At 59.9% G+C, this 14,082-nt stretch carries 18 protein-coding genes; 11 read left to right on the plus strand and 7 right to left on the minus strand.

Annotated features, from left to right (window positions below; translation table 11 throughout):
* Window positions 1-11: 11 nt before the first annotated feature.
* The 3 genes from rpsN to rpmB are packed head-to-tail and all read right to left on the minus strand — an operon-like array spanning window position 12 to window position 724.
* Entirely contained in the window at window positions 12-317 is a 306-nt protein-coding gene (rpsN, locus tag QP965_RS02130; protein ID WP_005279906.1) for a 30S ribosomal protein S14, read from the minus strand.
* Window positions 318-320: 3 nt separating this feature from the next.
* Complete coding sequence (gene rpmG / locus QP965_RS02135) at window positions 321-485, minus strand: 50S ribosomal protein L33 (RefSeq protein ID WP_005279910.1); 165 nt, start codon at window positions 483-485, stop codon at window positions 321-323.
* A 2-nt stretch (window positions 486-487) separates the two neighbouring features.
* Complete coding sequence (rpmB, locus tag QP965_RS02140; protein WP_005279911.1) at window positions 488-724, minus strand: 50S ribosomal protein L28; 237 nt, start codon at window positions 722-724, stop codon at window positions 488-490.
* A 473-nt stretch (window positions 725-1,197) separates the two neighbouring features.
* On the opposite strand from rpmB, the gene QP965_RS02145 reads away from it, so the two are divergent.
* The 7 genes from QP965_RS02145 (at window position 1,198) to QP965_RS02175 (ending at window position 6,581) form a co-directional block, all read left to right on the plus strand.
* Entirely contained in the window at window positions 1,198-1,467 is a 270-nt protein-coding gene (locus QP965_RS02145) for a type B 50S ribosomal protein L31 (protein WP_005323793.1), read from the plus strand.
* A gap of 15 nt (window positions 1,468-1,482) precedes the next feature.
* On the plus strand, window positions 1,483-1,656 hold the full coding sequence (gene rpmF, locus QP965_RS02150) for a 50S ribosomal protein L32 (RefSeq protein WP_005279913.1): 174 nt from the start codon (window positions 1,483-1,485) through the stop codon (window positions 1,654-1,656).
* Window positions 1,657-1,821: 165 nt separating this feature from the next.
* Window positions 1,822-2,520 (plus strand): response regulator transcription factor, encoded by a 699-nt coding sequence (locus QP965_RS02155; RefSeq protein WP_284844129.1) that lies wholly within the window; start codon window positions 1,822-1,824, stop codon window positions 2,518-2,520.
* Window positions 2,517-4,076, plus strand: a complete 1,560-nt coding sequence (locus QP965_RS02160; RefSeq protein WP_284844128.1) for a HAMP domain-containing sensor histidine kinase — start codon at window positions 2,517-2,519, stop codon at window positions 4,074-4,076. Before QP965_RS02155 ends, QP965_RS02160 begins: the two co-directional genes overlap by 4 nt.
* A 109-nt stretch (window positions 4,077-4,185) precedes the next feature.
* The gene (locus QP965_RS02165) at window positions 4,186-5,652 is read left to right on the plus strand and encodes a S1C family serine protease (RefSeq protein ID WP_284844127.1); all 1,467 of its coding nucleotides are present in this window, start codon (window positions 4,186-4,188) and stop codon (window positions 5,650-5,652) included.
* 85 nt (window positions 5,653-5,737) lie between these two features.
* On the plus strand, window positions 5,738-6,346 hold the full coding sequence (locus QP965_RS02170) for a MogA/MoaB family molybdenum cofactor biosynthesis protein (RefSeq protein WP_284844126.1): 609 nt from the start codon (window positions 5,738-5,740) through the stop codon (window positions 6,344-6,346).
* A gap of 16 nt (window positions 6,347-6,362) precedes the next feature.
* Window positions 6,363-6,581, plus strand: coding sequence for a hypothetical protein (locus tag QP965_RS02175; RefSeq protein ID WP_284844125.1), 219 nt, complete (start codon window positions 6,363-6,365; stop codon window positions 6,579-6,581).
* 110 nt (window positions 6,582-6,691) lie between these two features.
* Here the strand turns inward: QP965_RS02175 and mscL are convergent, their stop codons facing one another.
* From mscL to QP965_RS02190, 3 genes are all read right to left on the minus strand, one after another.
* Complete coding sequence (gene mscL / locus QP965_RS02180; protein WP_284844150.1) at window positions 6,692-7,183, minus strand: large conductance mechanosensitive channel protein MscL; 492 nt, start codon at window positions 7,181-7,183, stop codon at window positions 6,692-6,694.
* A 111-nt stretch (window positions 7,184-7,294) separates the two neighbouring features.
* Window positions 7,295-7,996, minus strand: a complete 702-nt coding sequence (locus tag QP965_RS02185; protein WP_284844124.1) for an SAF domain-containing protein — start codon at window positions 7,994-7,996, stop codon at window positions 7,295-7,297.
* A gap of 48 nt (window positions 7,997-8,044) precedes the next feature.
* Window positions 8,045-8,620, minus strand: coding sequence for a 5-formyltetrahydrofolate cyclo-ligase (locus QP965_RS02190; RefSeq protein WP_284844123.1), 576 nt, complete (start codon window positions 8,618-8,620; stop codon window positions 8,045-8,047).
* A gap of 67 nt (window positions 8,621-8,687) precedes the next feature.
* Between QP965_RS02190 and QP965_RS02195 the strand changes: the two genes are divergently transcribed.
* The 4 genes from QP965_RS02195 (at window position 8,688) to sepX (ending at window position 13,231) form a co-directional block, all read left to right on the plus strand.
* Window positions 8,688-9,614 (plus strand): UTP--glucose-1-phosphate uridylyltransferase, encoded by a 927-nt coding sequence (locus tag QP965_RS02195; RefSeq protein ID WP_239279244.1) that lies wholly within the window; start codon window positions 8,688-8,690, stop codon window positions 9,612-9,614.
* A gap of 55 nt (window positions 9,615-9,669) precedes the next feature.
* Window positions 9,670-10,980 (plus strand): molybdotransferase-like divisome protein Glp, encoded by a 1,311-nt coding sequence (gene glp / locus QP965_RS02200; protein WP_284844122.1) that lies wholly within the window; start codon window positions 9,670-9,672, stop codon window positions 10,978-10,980.
* On the plus strand, window positions 10,980-11,690 hold the full coding sequence (locus QP965_RS02205; RefSeq protein ID WP_284844121.1) for a GNAT family N-acetyltransferase: 711 nt from the start codon (window positions 10,980-10,982) through the stop codon (window positions 11,688-11,690). Before glp ends, QP965_RS02205 begins: the two co-directional genes overlap by 1 nt.
* Window positions 11,691-11,833: 143 nt before the next feature.
* A complete protein-coding gene (gene sepX, locus QP965_RS02210) occupies window positions 11,834-13,231 on the plus strand; it encodes a divisome protein SepX/GlpR (RefSeq protein ID WP_284844120.1) in 1,398 nt (465 codons plus the stop codon).
* A gap of 14 nt (window positions 13,232-13,245) precedes the next feature.
* On the opposite strand, the gene QP965_RS02215 is transcribed toward sepX, so the two are convergent.
* Window positions 13,246-13,962 carry a DNA-3-methyladenine glycosylase I gene (locus QP965_RS02215; protein ID WP_239277777.1) on the minus strand — a complete coding sequence of 239 codons (717 nt, stop codon included), beginning with the start codon at window positions 13,960-13,962 and terminating at the stop codon, window positions 13,246-13,248.
* Window positions 13,963-14,082: the final 120 nt, after the last annotated feature.

The following is a 14,082-nucleotide window of genomic DNA, read 5'->3' on the forward strand; positions in this document are numbered from 1 at the left end:
CAATTACCCCTTTACCAGCTGGACTTACGAACGCCCGGCAGCTCACCACGGTGAGCCATGCCGCGCATACGGACACGGGACAGGCCGAACTTGCGGAGGTAACCGCGTGGGCGGCCATCGGCAGCGTCACGGTTACGTACGCGGGCTGGGGAAGCGTCACGAGGCTGGCGGTTCAGCTCGAACTGAGCCTCCAGGCGCTCCTCATCCGGGGTGTTCGGGTTCTTGATGATCTTCTTGAGCTCAGCGCGACGCTCCGCGTAGCGGGCGACGATTTCCTTGCGCTGCTCGTTCTTAGCGATCTTGGACTTCTTAGCCATTGATTATCGCTCCTCGCGGAATTCGACGTGCTTGCGGGCAATCGGATCGAACTTCTTCAAGGTGATGCGATCCGGGTTGTTGCGCTTGTTCTTACGGGTCACGTAGGTGTAACCGGTGCCCGCAGTGGACTTAAGCTTGATGATTGGGCGGATATCGTTACGTGCCATACTTAAATCTTCTCCCCACGTGCGCGAATCTTAGCCACAACGGACTCGATGCCATCGCGGTCGATGATCTTCATGCCCTTCGTGGAAACATTCAGGGTGATGGTACGGCCCTCAGAGGGCAGGTAGTAGCGACGACGCTGCACGTTGGGGTTCCAACGGCGCGAAGTGCGGCGGTGCGAGTGCGAGACCTGCTTGCCGAATTCCGGCTTGCGGCCCGTTACCTGGCAAATAGCCGACATGGGTCTTCTTTCTCCTAGCCGCCCACATCATGGCTATAGACAATGAAGCGCCGACTGCCGTGTGAGGGTGGCAGTGCTCAAAAGTGAGGTGTGAGCGGGTGCGGCGCCATCGTCAAACACCAGTAGACGGGGCGTAAAACGTATATTTTGACAACAGCAAGGGAAAATCTTACAGCCTCGGACGCGAATTACCTAATCGCTATCTTGCTGTGGCAGGTGGGACGTTTGCCGTGCTGGGGTGGTGTTTGCCTGTGGGGCACCGTTAAGCGTGGCGCAAGAAACGGGAGTGAAATGAGTGGTTGCCGCTGGTTTGGGATTTCGTATATGGGTTAGTTGACTGTAGGATAATTCAGGTTGTTGACCCGTGCCGCGCGGCGCGCGGTTAACAGAGTGAAATTTGTACGTCCCAACTCGGGCACGATCCACGCTAAGGGTGTGGAACCGACCCGTAGTCCAACCCTGAGGGAATATATATGAAGAAAGATATTCACCCGGATTACCACCCGGTAGTCTTCCGTGATGCTGGTACCGGTCACTCCTTTTTGACCAAGTCCACCGCTTCCTCCGACCGCACCGTTGAGTGGGAAGACGGCAACGAGTACCCACTGATCGTCGTTGACGTTACCGCTGAGTCCCACCCGTTCTGGACTGGTGCACAGCGCGTTATGGATACCGCCGGCCGCGTCGAGCGCTTCAACCAGCGCTTCGGTGGCATGGCACGCCGCAAGAAGAAGAACGCGTAAGGAGGAGAGTAGAAAATGGCAACTCCTAAGTTTAAGAAGTCCCGTGCGAACACCCACGCACGCCGTTCCCAGTGGAAGGCTGACAATGTAGCCCTCCAGGAAGTCACCATCGACGGCCAGACCGTCCGTATCCCGCGCCGCCTGGTTAAGGCTGCCAAGCTGGGCTTGGTTGACGTAGAGCAGTTCTAAGCTCGCTCTTTAATCTCCCCGTCCGCTCTCGATTAGAGGGCTGGGCGGGGATTTTTAGCTTTAGAAGCGTTCTATAAGCATGTTTTAGCCGTATTTGGGGGACTGTGGGGGTAAATATTTCCCTTAACTTCATGAAGTTGACTGCCATAAGTAATAATTAGGACTATGAAAATCCTTGTGGTGGATGATGAACAAGCCGTCCGCGAATCGCTACGCCGTTCCTTACGCTTTAACGGCTACGAAGTGCTGACCGCTAACGACGGCTTGGAGGCCGTGGAGACGGTACGCGCTGAGAATCCCGAATTGCTTATTCTGGACGTCATGATGCCCAACATGGATGGCCTTGAGGTGTGCCGCAGCCTGCGCAGTGAGGGTTGGGACCGTCCGATCCTCGTTCTAACTGCGCGCGATGGTGTTTCGGACCGAGTGGCTGGCCTCGATGCCGGCGCTGATGACTACCTGCCAAAGCCGTTCGCTTTGGAGGAGCTCTTGGCCCGTGTGCGCTCCTTGGTGCGCCGCGCCTCCGCAGATTCCATCGCGGCTGAAACCCCAGTGGAAAGCAAGCTGAGCTTCGAGGACCTTGAACTCGACGCTGATACTCGCGAAGTCAGCCGCGGGGGCCGCGCCATTTCCTTGACCCGTACCGAGTTCGCGCTGCTGCAATTGCTGATGGAAAATCCCCGCAAGGTTCTCTCTCGCAGCAAGATCTTGGAAGAAGTTTGGGGTTATGATTTCCCTACCTCCGGCAATGCTCTCGAGGTCTATATCGGCTACCTGCGTAAGAAGACCGAGGGCGAGGGCGATGCTCGCCTCATCCACACCGTCCGTGGCGTGGGTTATGTCTTGAGGGAGTCTAATCCGTGATTTTAAGGAAGCCCGCTTCCCCTGCGGTGGCTTCCGGGAAAGTACAGGCCACCCCTCTTACCGAGTTCTCTGATCGTCAGGGGAGTTGGGCTTCACGGGCGCCACTGCGGTGGCGCCTTGCTACTGTTACTGGCCTTGTGGTGGCCGTAGCCGTTGCCTTGATGACGTTGGCAACGTATTGGGTTGTTTCTATGTCCCTTACTGCCTCCGTCGATGACCGCTTGGAGGCCAAGGCCGATGTCTTGTTGCGGCAAAGCCAAGACCCGCGGTTCATGGATAACGTGGATCAGGAAATCGAGGACTTTAAGTCCTATAACCCCGGCACCCGCGTAGCCCTATCGCCGCCCTCCATGAGCTTTTCCTACGGCGACACCATTCCTGTGGGCGGGGACTTCCACCGGACGGAGGATTACACGGAAACTTCCGTGCGTACCGTCGGTGGCGAGCGGGTGTTGGCCAAGCGCCATGATCTCGGTTCTACCGTGGTCGTCGCTCAGTCTCTCGCTCCTACGCAAGGGCTCATAGCCATCTTGGGCACGGTGCTTCTGATTATCGTTGGCCTTGGCATCTTGCTCGCCATTTTTGCAGGCCTCATCGTGTCCAAAACCGGTATGCAACCCATCGCCCGGTTGAAGCGAGCGGTGGATTACGTGACGCAGACCAACGACCTGCGTCCTATTGAGGTCTCTAATAACGACGAGATGGCGCAGTTGACCACCTCCTTTAACCAGATGCTGGAGGCACTGCAGGAATCCCGTTCGCAGCAGTCTCAATTCGTAGCCGATGCCGGACACGAGCTGAAGACCCCGCTGACCTCTATGCGTACCAATATTGAGCTTTTGATGATGCTCAACCGCGCCGGTGGTGGCTTTGGTATGAGCGATGAGGACCGCAAGGACCTCGAAGATGACGTCATGTCCCAGATGAATGAGCTCTCCACCTTGATTGGAGACCTCGTTGATTTGGCGCGTGAGGACGGCAATGAGCGCGAACCGGAGCCGGTGGACCTTTGTGAAGTCATGATGGCTTCGCTGGAGCGTGCGCGCCGCCGCCGTCCCGATGTGGAGTTCTTGGTGCGCTTTATCCCGTGGGAGCTGGACGGCGACCCCTTCGCATTGGGCCGTGCCACGCTTAATCTTATGGATAATGCGGCTAAGTGGTCGCCGGCTACTGGCACGGTGCGCGTGTCTATGGAGCAGCTATCCACCCACGAGGTGCGCCTGCGCTTTGATGACTCCGGGCCTGGCATTGCACCGGAGGAGAGGGAGAAGGTCTTTGAGCGCTTCTACCGTTCGGCAGAAGCGCGCTCCATGCCGGGCTCAGGCTTGGGCCTGGCCATTGTGAAATCGGTGATTGAACGTCACGATGGCACCATCAAGATCCGCGAGTCTAATGATGGTGGTACCCGCATGGAAGTCATCTTGCCGGGCAAGCCTGTGTCGGGTGAGGTTTTCGTGGACGGTTTGGCAGATCCGCATGAGGGGCTGTCGGGTGGTAAGGAAGACCCGAGCGACCGCGGTGAAATCTTTGCGCAGCGCTGGTTCAATCAGGGCTAGCGTATAAGCGTTTATACTGGTGAGGTAATACAGCAACCTTTCAGGAATTCCTAGTAGGTTGGCAGATCAGTATCAGTCTTGACCAAGCGAAGTGAGGCATAGTTTTCTCATGAACATGAGGAATGACGATTACCGCGGCTTTGATGGAAACTCCCCGGAGGGAGCGTCCCAGGAAGGTCCGGGTAGGGCCGAGCCGGTTCAGGGTGGTCCGAACTTTGGAGAAACCAACCAGCAAGATGCCGTGGCTGGCAACGCTGGCCCCTACAGTGACGGATTTGGTCTTCACAGCGGCGCTGGCGCGCAGGCACAAGAGACCGGCTCCTATTCGCAAGGCTGGAACCAACCGCGCGGCGGTGCTGAAGGCACTGACCCGCGAACGCTAGGTTCGCTGGGGCCCTATCCGGATGCCCCACAAACACAAAGCTTTAGCGGTCAGTGGCAGGAAGGCCCGATGGTCACTCCGCTGCCTCCGCAGCCGGAGCAAAAGAAGAAAATTGGCTTGGGCGCCGCCACCGCTCTGGCGGCCGTTGCCGCCATCGCCGCAGGCTCGATTGCCGGTGCTGTGGTCGGCATGAGTTCCGGGGGAGGCAATAACGATACCTCTGTAGTCAATGAAGCCCTCAAGGCTGAGCCGGCCAACAATAGCACCGGTAAGGAACCGGAGCAGGGTTCCGTTGAAGAAGTTGCCTCTAAGGTTTTGCCGGCGGTGGTTTCTATCCAGACGATGACTCGAACTGGTGGGGCTGAAGGCTCCGGTTCTGTCATCTCCCCAGATGGTTATGTACTGACCAACCACCACGTGGTTGCCGGTGCTGAGCAGGGTGGCATGATGCAGGTGACCATGAATGACGGCAGCAAGCATGAAGCTGACGTGGTGGCCTCGGATGCGAATACGGACGTGGCCATCGTGAAAATCAAGGACGTCAAGGACTTGCCCTTCTTGCAGTTCGGCGACTCCGATTCCGTTGCCGTGGGTCAAGAGGTGGTGGCCGTGGGTTCTCCTTTGGGCCTGAACGCTACCGTGACCTCCGGCATCGTATCGGCAAAGAACCGTCCCGTGCGCGCATCCCAGGAGGGTGGCGAGTCCTCATTGATTGACGCCATTCAGACCGATGCTGCAGTTAACCCTGGCAACTCCGGCGGCCCGTTGGTGGATCGAGACGGCAATATCGTGGGCATGAACTCCATGATTGCTTCGCTGTCTAATAACTCCTCCGGCGAGGGCGGCTCCATTGGCTTGGGCTTTGCAATTCCATCCAACTTTGCCAAGCGCATGGCAGATGAGCTCATCAATGACGGCAAAGTTTCCCACCCAACCCTTGGAGTGAAGGTGCTAGCGCGCGACGACGGCAATGGTGCCCGCATCGCCGAGGTAGAGCCGGGCGGTCCAGCAGATAAGGCGGGCTTGAAGGATGGCGACATTGTCACCCGCGTCAACGACCGCCTGATTGAAAACGCTGATGCGCTCATCGCGGCGGCGCGATCCCAAGATTTTGGCGCGACGGTGACCTTGGAAGTTACCCGCGAAGACTCGGATGAATCTCGTCAGGTAGAGGTAACCCTCTCGGGCGAGTAAATTACTGTGCAAGACCTCATTAGGTGCTGAATGCGCCGTACCTCACCCCGCCACAAGGCTGTATTGCCTTAACTTAAGGAGAAAAATGCCAGATTCGCAGCACGATGTGACCGACTCCGCGCAGCCTGACGGCGCGAATAAGCGCGATTCCTTGATGGATGTTGCCGAACCCGATGATGCCTTCCTGTTGGCGAGCGAGCAGGAGGATAGCCTTGCCGCCCCGCGCCGTGGGCTCATCGTTATTGTCACCGATCATCCCGGTGAGCAATCCGATAGCACTTCGCAGCTGGTAAGTGAGCTGCTCGCGGAGGCCAATTTCCGCGTTGATGGCGCCATCGTGGTGCGTTCCAAGAAATCCAAGATCCGCCAGGCCATTGAGACCGCTGTGGTCGGTGGCGTGGACGTGGTCCTCACCGTCGGCGGCACCGGCGTGGGCCCGCGCGATAAGACTCCGGAGGCTACTCGGTCTGTCATCGACAAGATGGTTCCGGGTGTGGCGCAGGCGCTGCGTTCTTCTGGCCAAGCCTGTGGCGCGGTGGATGCCTGTACGTCCCGCGGTCTATCGGGTGTTTCGGGCTCGACCGTAGTGGTCAACCTTGCCTCCTCCCGCGCTGCCGTCCGCGATGGTATGGCTACCTTGGCGCCTCTGGTGCACCACCTGATTGACCAGCTGCAGCAATCGAGCGTCCAGTAGGCGCAGGGTATTTTCTATGACGTCGCGGAGAAATCGCCGGCGAGTATTTCGCCAATCTGCTGCTGCCGACTATGACCGTAGTGCTGATAAGCCCGGCGCACACGCTGTCGATGGTGCCGATGAGGAGAGAATCGTTACCGTCGATGACGCGGATTCGGTGGCGGTAGAGGGGGAGTCCGGCCAGCGCGATGAACAGTTCTACCGAGAGAATCAGCCCCCACACTACGGCGGCTAGTGCCTAAGGCAGGATGCAGGTCTGGAGCCATAGCGGTACATAAAAGCCCGCGGTTTCGCTTCCGAAGAAGTGAAACCGCGGGCTCTGCGCTGTATATGCAGCGAAGGGAACTAGGCCTGGTGACGGCCGCCGCCGGTGGAACCGTTATCGGCGTCGGTAGCGCCGTGGGCGGAACCGTCAATGCCGGTTCCTGCGATGTCCTTATCGGAGACGTTTTGGGCCTCGAGCAGGTCGCGGATTTCCGCAAGCAGTTCCTCGGAGGTTGGTGCCGGAGCCTCAGGGTCTACGCCTTGGCGGCGCTTCGCAGCCTCGGTGAGCTTGTTGATCGGCATGACGATGAGGAAGTAGACCACGGCGGCGATGATGAGGAAGTTAATCGCTGCAGTGATTACTGCGCCGAAGTCAACAAGGGTGTTTTTGTTGTCGGTGATTTGGAAGCCCAATCCGTCCACCTCAGCGGAGCCAAGGGAATTGATGATCGGCTGGATGATCGAGTCAGTAACGGCGGTGACGATTGCGGTGAAGGCGGAGCCGATGATGACCGCGGTGGCAAGTTCGATGACGTTGCCACGCATAATGAAGTCTTTGAAACCCTTGAGCATGGTGATATGCACAAACCTTTCTGGGAATAACTAAGGGTAGTTAGAAACCATGGACATGGCGAAACTTTAGTGCAGCTGTTAACCAACCACAACTGTTGTGGCTGAAGTGGTCTAGCGTTGTTGCGGGTGAGCGCGGTCACCAACAATGACCACCGTGAGTGGTTGGCTTAGCGACGCCGCGGCTACATCATTGGCGTGGTCATGGGGCAGTGCGAGCAAAACAGTAGAGGAAGAGGCCTCGCCCTCGGCGCTGGAGGTCGATACCACTCGCCCGCCGGTGGCGATAACGCGCGCGGTGGGCGTTGCAGAGACCGACCCCTCTTCGGCCGGGGCGGATGCAGCATCGACGGCGGTCACCACGTCCACGGTATCGCCATGGTGTAGGTGGGGGATGATATCTGGCTCGGCGAGCTTCACCGGGATCATCCGTGCAGCCGCGGCGTCGGAGCCGCTAACCAAGCTGGAGACGAGGTCTTCTCCCAAAAGGCGAGCATCGGTAATCACTTCGCCCTTGCCGGCTGCGGCGGTTATCACGCGGCCAGTAAGTTCTTCTGGCTCAACAGCTACCGCCGAATCGGGGATGGAGGAGGCAGGAAGGCGGGCTAGGTCGACGTCGGCAAGCGCCAGCTCCGCCCCTGCCGGCAGATCGCGGCTAAAGACGGGCACGCGCGGTAACTCCTTGGCCGCCGAAAGAGCCGAAGCCAGTGCGGCAATAAGAAGGGCCACCGCAATGGCGCGGCGCACTACAACGCCGCGGCGGTGGCCAGGAGTACGAAGGGTGGAAAAGAGACGGGGTATACGCGAAGTGGGCATACTCTTTTAGACTGGCCGAAACCGCGCATGGTTCCCGCACCCTGAAAACTAGAAGCGGGTAATGCCCTCTGCGGTGACGGCGGCATCAACCTTGCGGTCATGATCCTCGGTAGGCAGCTCGTCTACAAACTCGGAGGGGTAGACCATGGCGAAAACCGGCGGCTTGCCGTGGGGAAGCGGCTCTAGCGCGCGGTCATAGTAGCCGCCGCCCTTGCCCATGCGGTTGCCCTTGGCATCCACCGCCATGGCGGGGGCGAGCACTAGATCACACTCAGCCAGCACGCTGCTATCAAAGCTTGGGCCCTGGGGCTCATTCAACCCCAGTGGGCTGGTGTGCATAGCTTCCTTGCCGCGGTATTCGGCAAAAGTCAACGTGCCATTTTCGCCGGAGATTGGCAGGAGGACGCGGGAGACATGCTCCTTGAGCCACGGCACAAAGTCCGCACCACCGGGCTCAGAGCCCAAGGGCCAGTAGGCGGCCACGGTCATGGACTCGGTGAGCTCGGATTCGAGATGCTTGCGCACGGCGGCGGTAAAAGCATCGTGGTCCTCGGAGGAAAGTTGGCGGCGGGCCTGGACCAAGCGGGCGCGCAGCTCGTTTTTGGCGGTGATGGAAGAGGTCATAAATAAATCATAACCCCACGGCGTAGCGGTGCACGGGAAAATAATGTGGCGTTGTACGCTATTGTGCATGGCTATAGAACGCGAAGATTCCGCCCGCGGAATCACCACGGTTGTAGTTCCAGCGGCAGGTATGGGCACCCGATTTTTGCCCGCCACCAAGACGGTTCCAAAGGAACTGCTGCCCGTTGTTGATACTCCCGGCATCGAACTCATTGCAGAGGAGGCAGCGTCTGTCGGCGCGCGCCGCCTTGCGGTGATTACCGCGCCCGATAAGCAAGAAGTCATGCGCCACTTCGAGGCTTTCCCCGAGCTGGTAGAGACCCTCGAATCTCGCGGCAAGGACGAACAGGTGGCCAAGGTCAAGCGCGCCAACCAGATCATTCACCCCGTTGCGGTGGAGCAGGAAAAGCCGCTGGGATTGGGCCACGCGGTGGGCCTTGCCGAAGAGGTGCTTGAGGAAGACGAGGATTCCTTCGCCGTCATGCTCCCTGATGACATTGTCTTGCCCGCCACCGTCATGGCGGATATGGCGCGTGTGCGCGCGGCATTGGGCGGCAGCGTGCTGTGCGCCTTCGAGGTCCCGCGCGAGCAGACCTACAACTACGGCGTCTTCGACGTGGAGGATACCGATGCCCCTGGCGTGAAGAAGGTCGTGGGCATGGTGGAAAAGCCGGCAGTAGAGGATGCTCCTTCTAACCTCGTGGCCACCGGCCGCTACCTTTTGGACCGCAAGATCTTTGATGCCCTGCGCCGCATTAAGCCGGGCAAGGGCGGCGAGCTGCAGCTTACTGACGCCATCGAGCTCCTCATTGAGGAAGGCGAGCCCGTCCACGTGGTAGTCCACCAAGGAAAGCGCCATGATTTGGGCAATCCCGGCGGCTATATCCCCGCCAACGTGGACTTTGGCCTGCGCGATGAAAAGTATGGTCCCACGCTGTATAAAGCGATTAAGCAAATCATGGCCGAGTATGAGGACGAGCACGGCCTAGCCTAGGGATTTTCCCGGTGGCCAAGGACGTGGAAGCGAAGAAAGGGCGGGCATAGACCTTATGCGTTCAGTTGATGACCAGTTGGCGCTGGTAACGGATGCGGCGACGACGCCGGAGCCGGTGCGCATCGGTATTTCCAACGCGCTGGGTTTGATGTGCGCCGAGCAGGTACAGGCTAACCAGCCCCTGCCAGGCTTCCCGCAGGCGGCGATCGATGGTTACGCGGTGCGCGCCGTGGATATTGGAGGCGAGCGGGGCCTGCGGGTGCGCCGCCACAAGGACCAGGACGAACAGTCCGCAGAGGGTGAAGAGGATGCGGATTCCCCGCAGCCGGAGGTAGAGCGTTCCTTGCCCGTGGTGGGCGAGGTTCCGGCCGGCTCCAAGCAGCCGCTGCGCCTGCAACCTAAGCAAGCGGTGCGCGTATATACGGGTGCGCCTTTGCCCACGCTTGCCGACGCCGTCCTTCCCCTCGAGTGGACTGACCGCGGCCGCAAGCGCGTTACCGCCCACCGCCCGGTGCGTTCTGGTGACTTTGTGCGCCGAGTGGGCGACGATATTCAGCCTGGCGATGTCGCCGTATCTTCCGGCACCGTCTTGGGGCCTGCCCAGATTGGCCTTCTAGCCGCGGTGGGCCGCTCAAAGGTGCTGGTGTATCCGCGGCCGCGTATTACCATCATTTCCTTTGGCCGCGAGTTGGTTGACTTGGATCAAGAACCGGCACTGGGCCAGGTTTTTGACGTGAACTCTTATTCCTTAGCTGCCGCGGCCCGTGAAGCCGGGGCGGAGGTGCACCGTGTAGGCATTGCCGAGGGCGAGCCGCGCCGCATCCGCGAAGCCTTGGAAAAGCACATTGCCCGCAGCGAGGTGCTGGTAATCTCCGGCGCAGTGGGCGGCGCTGGTGCCGAGGCTATCCGCGAGATCCTCGACGACCTTGGTGATGTCGATACCTCCCGCGTGGCCATGCATCCCGGCTCCGTTCAGGGCTTTGGACTGGTGGGCGAGGAGCGCATTCCTACCTTCTTGCTGCCGTCCAATCCGGTGTCCGCGCTTGTGGTCTTTGAGGTGTATATCCGCCCGCTCATCCGCTTGGCGCTGGGCAAGCGCAATGCGCACCGTCGCGTGGTGCGTGCCCGCGCGTTAAACCACATCGATTCTCGTCCTGGCCGGCGCGGCTTCATCCGTGCTCGTCTGATGCGCGATGCCGAAACCGCGGACTACTTGGTGGAAGGCCTCGGCGGTGCCGCAGGGGCCCCGGCACACCTCTTGGCCGGCCTTTCAGAGGCCAACGCCATGATTCGCGTGCCGGAAGAGGTCACGGAAATCCGCCCAGGCGATGTGGTTGATGTGTTGTTTTTGACCCAGCGCAGCTAATGCTCGATCCTTTCGGCAACGCGGCGGATAGGTTCCGCCATCCTGCTACCGGCCCCACCGATGACATGCATCCGGGGTGGCCGGAATCTACTCCTTTTGTCCAGCTTCCCTCCTCGTCTGTCTTTCCCTCGGGGGCGCGGATGCGCTTGCGCCCCCTGCTGCGTTCCGACGGCCATGAGTGGCGGCGTCAGCGCATCGACGATGAAAGTTTCCTCCGCCCGGTTGAGCCGACCCAAGCCGCACCGTGGGCGGAGGCGCATAGCCAGCAGGCGTGGTGGAATCACCTGATGTACCTGCGCACCGCCGCGCGTGAGGCGCTGGTGGTCCCGCTCGTCATTGAGGTGGAGGGGAAATTCGCAGGGCAGGTAACCCTGGGAAATATTCAGCATGGCAGCATTCGCGATTGCTGGATTGGCTACTGGGTCTATTCCGCGGTTCACGGCGCCGGGGTGGCTACGGCCGCCACCGCTTTGGGGGTGGACCATGCCTTTGGGCGGGTGGGTTTGCACCGCGTGACCGCTACCTATCTGGAGCACAACCCGGCCTCGGGTCGCGTCTTGGCCGTCAACGGGTTCCGGCATGAAGGGTATTTGCGGCGCAATCTGCATATCGACGGCGCGTGGCAGGACCACCACTACGTGGCGTTGGTGAAAGAAGACTTTGCCTCTACGGCGGTGGAGCGCCTGCGTCAAGCTGGACGACTGGCGTGAAATAGCGTCCCAATCGCTGGGAATCCGACCTCAATTTTCACATAAGTCACAACATTGTAATTTGTGCGAATTTGGGGTGCTACGGTGCGGTTTCACCGTTTAAGGTGGAGTAATCATCTGTATTCAAGGGGAAGGTCCTTTTCGTGTCGACAGCTGTGCCGATTATCGCGATCATCGTGGTGTGGCTCTTCGTGCTCGCACCGTGGCTATTGGGTAGGAATAATCGCCCAATGAGCCATACCGGTGAGGCCTTTGAAGATACCCGGGTCCTCTTTGAAGGAGATTCCGGCAAGGTCGCCGGCCGGCGTCGTCCGCGCCTGCGCGCCGGCGACGTCCACCGTCGTGACGATGAGAACGAGGCGGACTACGAAGTCGTCGAGGCCGCAGACGCTGCCGACAGTGAATCCGATAGTAAGGCCACCAAGTCCTCGTCGCGCTCCGTAACTATTGCCGGTGCCGCACGCCGGGCCAAGTCCCAGCCCTTCGGTAGCGGTAGCCGTGCGTTTACTGCAGCATCCGCCTCCACCGCTGGTGAAGAATCCACGCAACAGGCAGAAACCATCGATGGTGAATTGGTGGAAGAAGCGATTGCAGAAGAAGACGAGACTGCAGTCGAGCCACAGGCAGCTGCGGTTCCTGTCTCCCAGCAGGCTGATGCGGACAAGGAAGCCAGCACCGCAGAGGCGGACGATGTCGATGACGTGCTCCTGGAGGACGAGGACGACGCCGCGGACGAGTCCACTAAGGACAAAGCCTCCGATGTTGCCGCCGCCGAGGCTGAGGTCTTTAGCGCCCCAGCTGTCTCTAGCGTGGCGAGCGATGCTTATGCCTATGACGAAACCTATACCTCGCCGGTAGACCTCATGTATCCGGGAGCCGTAGACAAGGCCGAGGACAGTGAAAGCGACTCCGCAAATTCTGCCAGCGCGGATGATGCCGAGCCTGCATCTGCAGAAACGGTGGATACCGAGGGAGCTGAAGAACTCGCTGAGACCGCCGAAGCAGACGATGCCGGCATGGATACCGACCTGTCCGAGGACGAGGTCGAGTTTGCCCAGCGTCGTTTGGGCCGCGGTGGCTGGGATCCGGTAGCGGAAAAGGAAAAGTCTGCAACGCGCTACCAGCGCCGTCAGCGCACTCTGCTGGGGCTGGCCGTGGCTGTGGTACTCACGGTAGCCCTCGGCATCGTGGTCGGTGGCTGGACTTGGTGGTTGGCTGCCGTCGCTGGCGTGCTCACCGTGGCCTACTTGATCGCCCTTCGCTCCCAGGTACGCCAGGAACAGGCACTAATGCGCCGCCGCGTGCGCCACCTGCGCCGCGCCCGCTTGGGCGTGCGCAACGCCGAGGATGAAGAGCTGAAGATTCCGCGTAATCTGCGCCGCCCAGGTGCCGTGGTTGTGGAAATCGACGATGAAAGCCCGGACTTCGTGCACCTTCCGCTGAGCTATAGCGATGGTGAGGACGGCGACTTTGACGGCCCGCACGCCGGGCCCGATGGTTATGGCCGTCGCGATGACCTAGCGGCCCGCCGCGCTGGATAAGCGCGCGTAGCGGACTAGCTAGCAGCGCCGTGAAGCTCGTCAGCGCTCGTTGTCTGCGAGTTCGCGAGCGCGTTGTATTCCTGCGCTAGGCCATAATTCGGCACGCCGCTCTCCAGCCACACCCCGGAGGTACCGCGGCGATGGGAGCCGATAAGGTGCGTGTCAATCATGCCGATGGCCTCCATGAGGGCGAAACAGGTAACCGGTCCAACGAAGCGAAAGCCCTTCTTCTTAAGCTCGCGGGACATGAGCTTGGACTCGTAGCTCTTTTTCGGAATATCTTCCATCACTGTGGGGTAGAGGTTCTCCGGAGGTTGGTAGGCCCAAATGAACTCTGCCAGCCCGCCTTCCTCGCGCAGAGCGATGGTCGCCTTGGCGTTATTAATCGCGGCGCGGATTTTGGTTTCGTTGCGGATAATGGAGGCGTCGCCAAGCAAACGCTCCACGTCTGCCTCGCCGAATTGGGCGACCTTGTCCGGATCGAAGTTACAAAAGGCCGCGCGAAACGCCTCGCGCTTCTTGAGCACCACAGCCCAGGACAGGCCGGACTGGAAAGACTCGAGGCTCAAGCGCTCGTAGAGTCCAGCTTCATCGAAAATGGGCAGGCCCCATTCGGTGTCGTAATACTCCTTCAGCATTGGCGAGGACATCGCCCAAGGCGGGCGGCCCAGGCCATCATCGTCATAGACCAAGGTGGTGCGCTCTTCGGACTGCGTAGTTGGTTCGCTCATGGTGTTCTCCTTTTATCTTTTGTGCGTGGTTCCCATTGAAACAGCCCGCGCGGCCGTGGTCTTTTCCTTCCCCCCGCCAAAGGGCGAATTTCCCAGGAGTATAGGTGTAGTCCATTGCCT

This window comes from Corynebacterium sp. MSK074 (assembly GCF_030229735.1).
GTDB lineage: Bacteria > Actinomycetota > Actinomycetes > Mycobacteriales > Mycobacteriaceae > Corynebacterium.

Coding starts and splice junctions, on each gene's coding strand:
- rpsN (WP_005279906.1), bottom strand. CDS start 317: ATGGCTAAGAAGTCCAAGATCGCTAAGAACGAGCAGCGCAAGGAAATC.
- rpmG (WP_005279910.1), bottom strand. CDS start 485: ATGGCACGTAACGATATCCGCCCAATCATCAAGCTTAAGTCCACTGCG.
- rpmB (WP_005279911.1), bottom strand. CDS start 724: ATGTCGGCTATTTGCCAGGTAACGGGCCGCAAGCCGGAATTCGGCAAG.
- QP965_RS02145 (WP_005323793.1), top strand. CDS start 1,198: ATGAAGAAAGATATTCACCCGGATTACCACCCGGTAGTCTTCCGTGAT.
- rpmF (WP_005279913.1), top strand. CDS start 1,483: ATGGCAACTCCTAAGTTTAAGAAGTCCCGTGCGAACACCCACGCACGC.
- QP965_RS02155 (WP_284844129.1), top strand. CDS start 1,822: ATGAAAATCCTTGTGGTGGATGATGAACAAGCCGTCCGCGAATCGCTA.
- QP965_RS02165 (WP_284844127.1), top strand. CDS start 4,186: ATGAACATGAGGAATGACGATTACCGCGGCTTTGATGGAAACTCCCCG.
- QP965_RS02170 (WP_284844126.1), top strand. CDS start 5,738: ATGCCAGATTCGCAGCACGATGTGACCGACTCCGCGCAGCCTGACGGC.
- QP965_RS02175 (WP_284844125.1), top strand. CDS start 6,363: ATGACGTCGCGGAGAAATCGCCGGCGAGTATTTCGCCAATCTGCTGCT.
- mscL (WP_284844150.1), bottom strand. CDS start 7,183: ATGCTCAAGGGTTTCAAAGACTTCATTATGCGTGGCAACGTCATCGAA.
- QP965_RS02185 (WP_284844124.1), bottom strand. CDS start 7,996: ATGCCCACTTCGCGTATACCCCGTCTCTTTTCCACCCTTCGTACTCCT.
- QP965_RS02190 (WP_284844123.1), bottom strand. CDS start 8,620: ATGACCTCTTCCATCACCGCCAAAAACGAGCTGCGCGCCCGCTTGGTC.
- QP965_RS02195 (WP_239279244.1), top strand. CDS start 8,688: ATGGCTATAGAACGCGAAGATTCCGCCCGCGGAATCACCACGGTTGTA.
- glp (WP_284844122.1), top strand. CDS start 9,670: ATGCGTTCAGTTGATGACCAGTTGGCGCTGGTAACGGATGCGGCGACG.
- QP965_RS02205 (WP_284844121.1), top strand. CDS start 10,980: ATGCTCGATCCTTTCGGCAACGCGGCGGATAGGTTCCGCCATCCTGCT.
- QP965_RS02215 (WP_239277777.1), bottom strand. CDS start 13,962: ATGAGCGAACCAACTACGCAGTCCGAAGAGCGCACCACCTTGGTCTAT.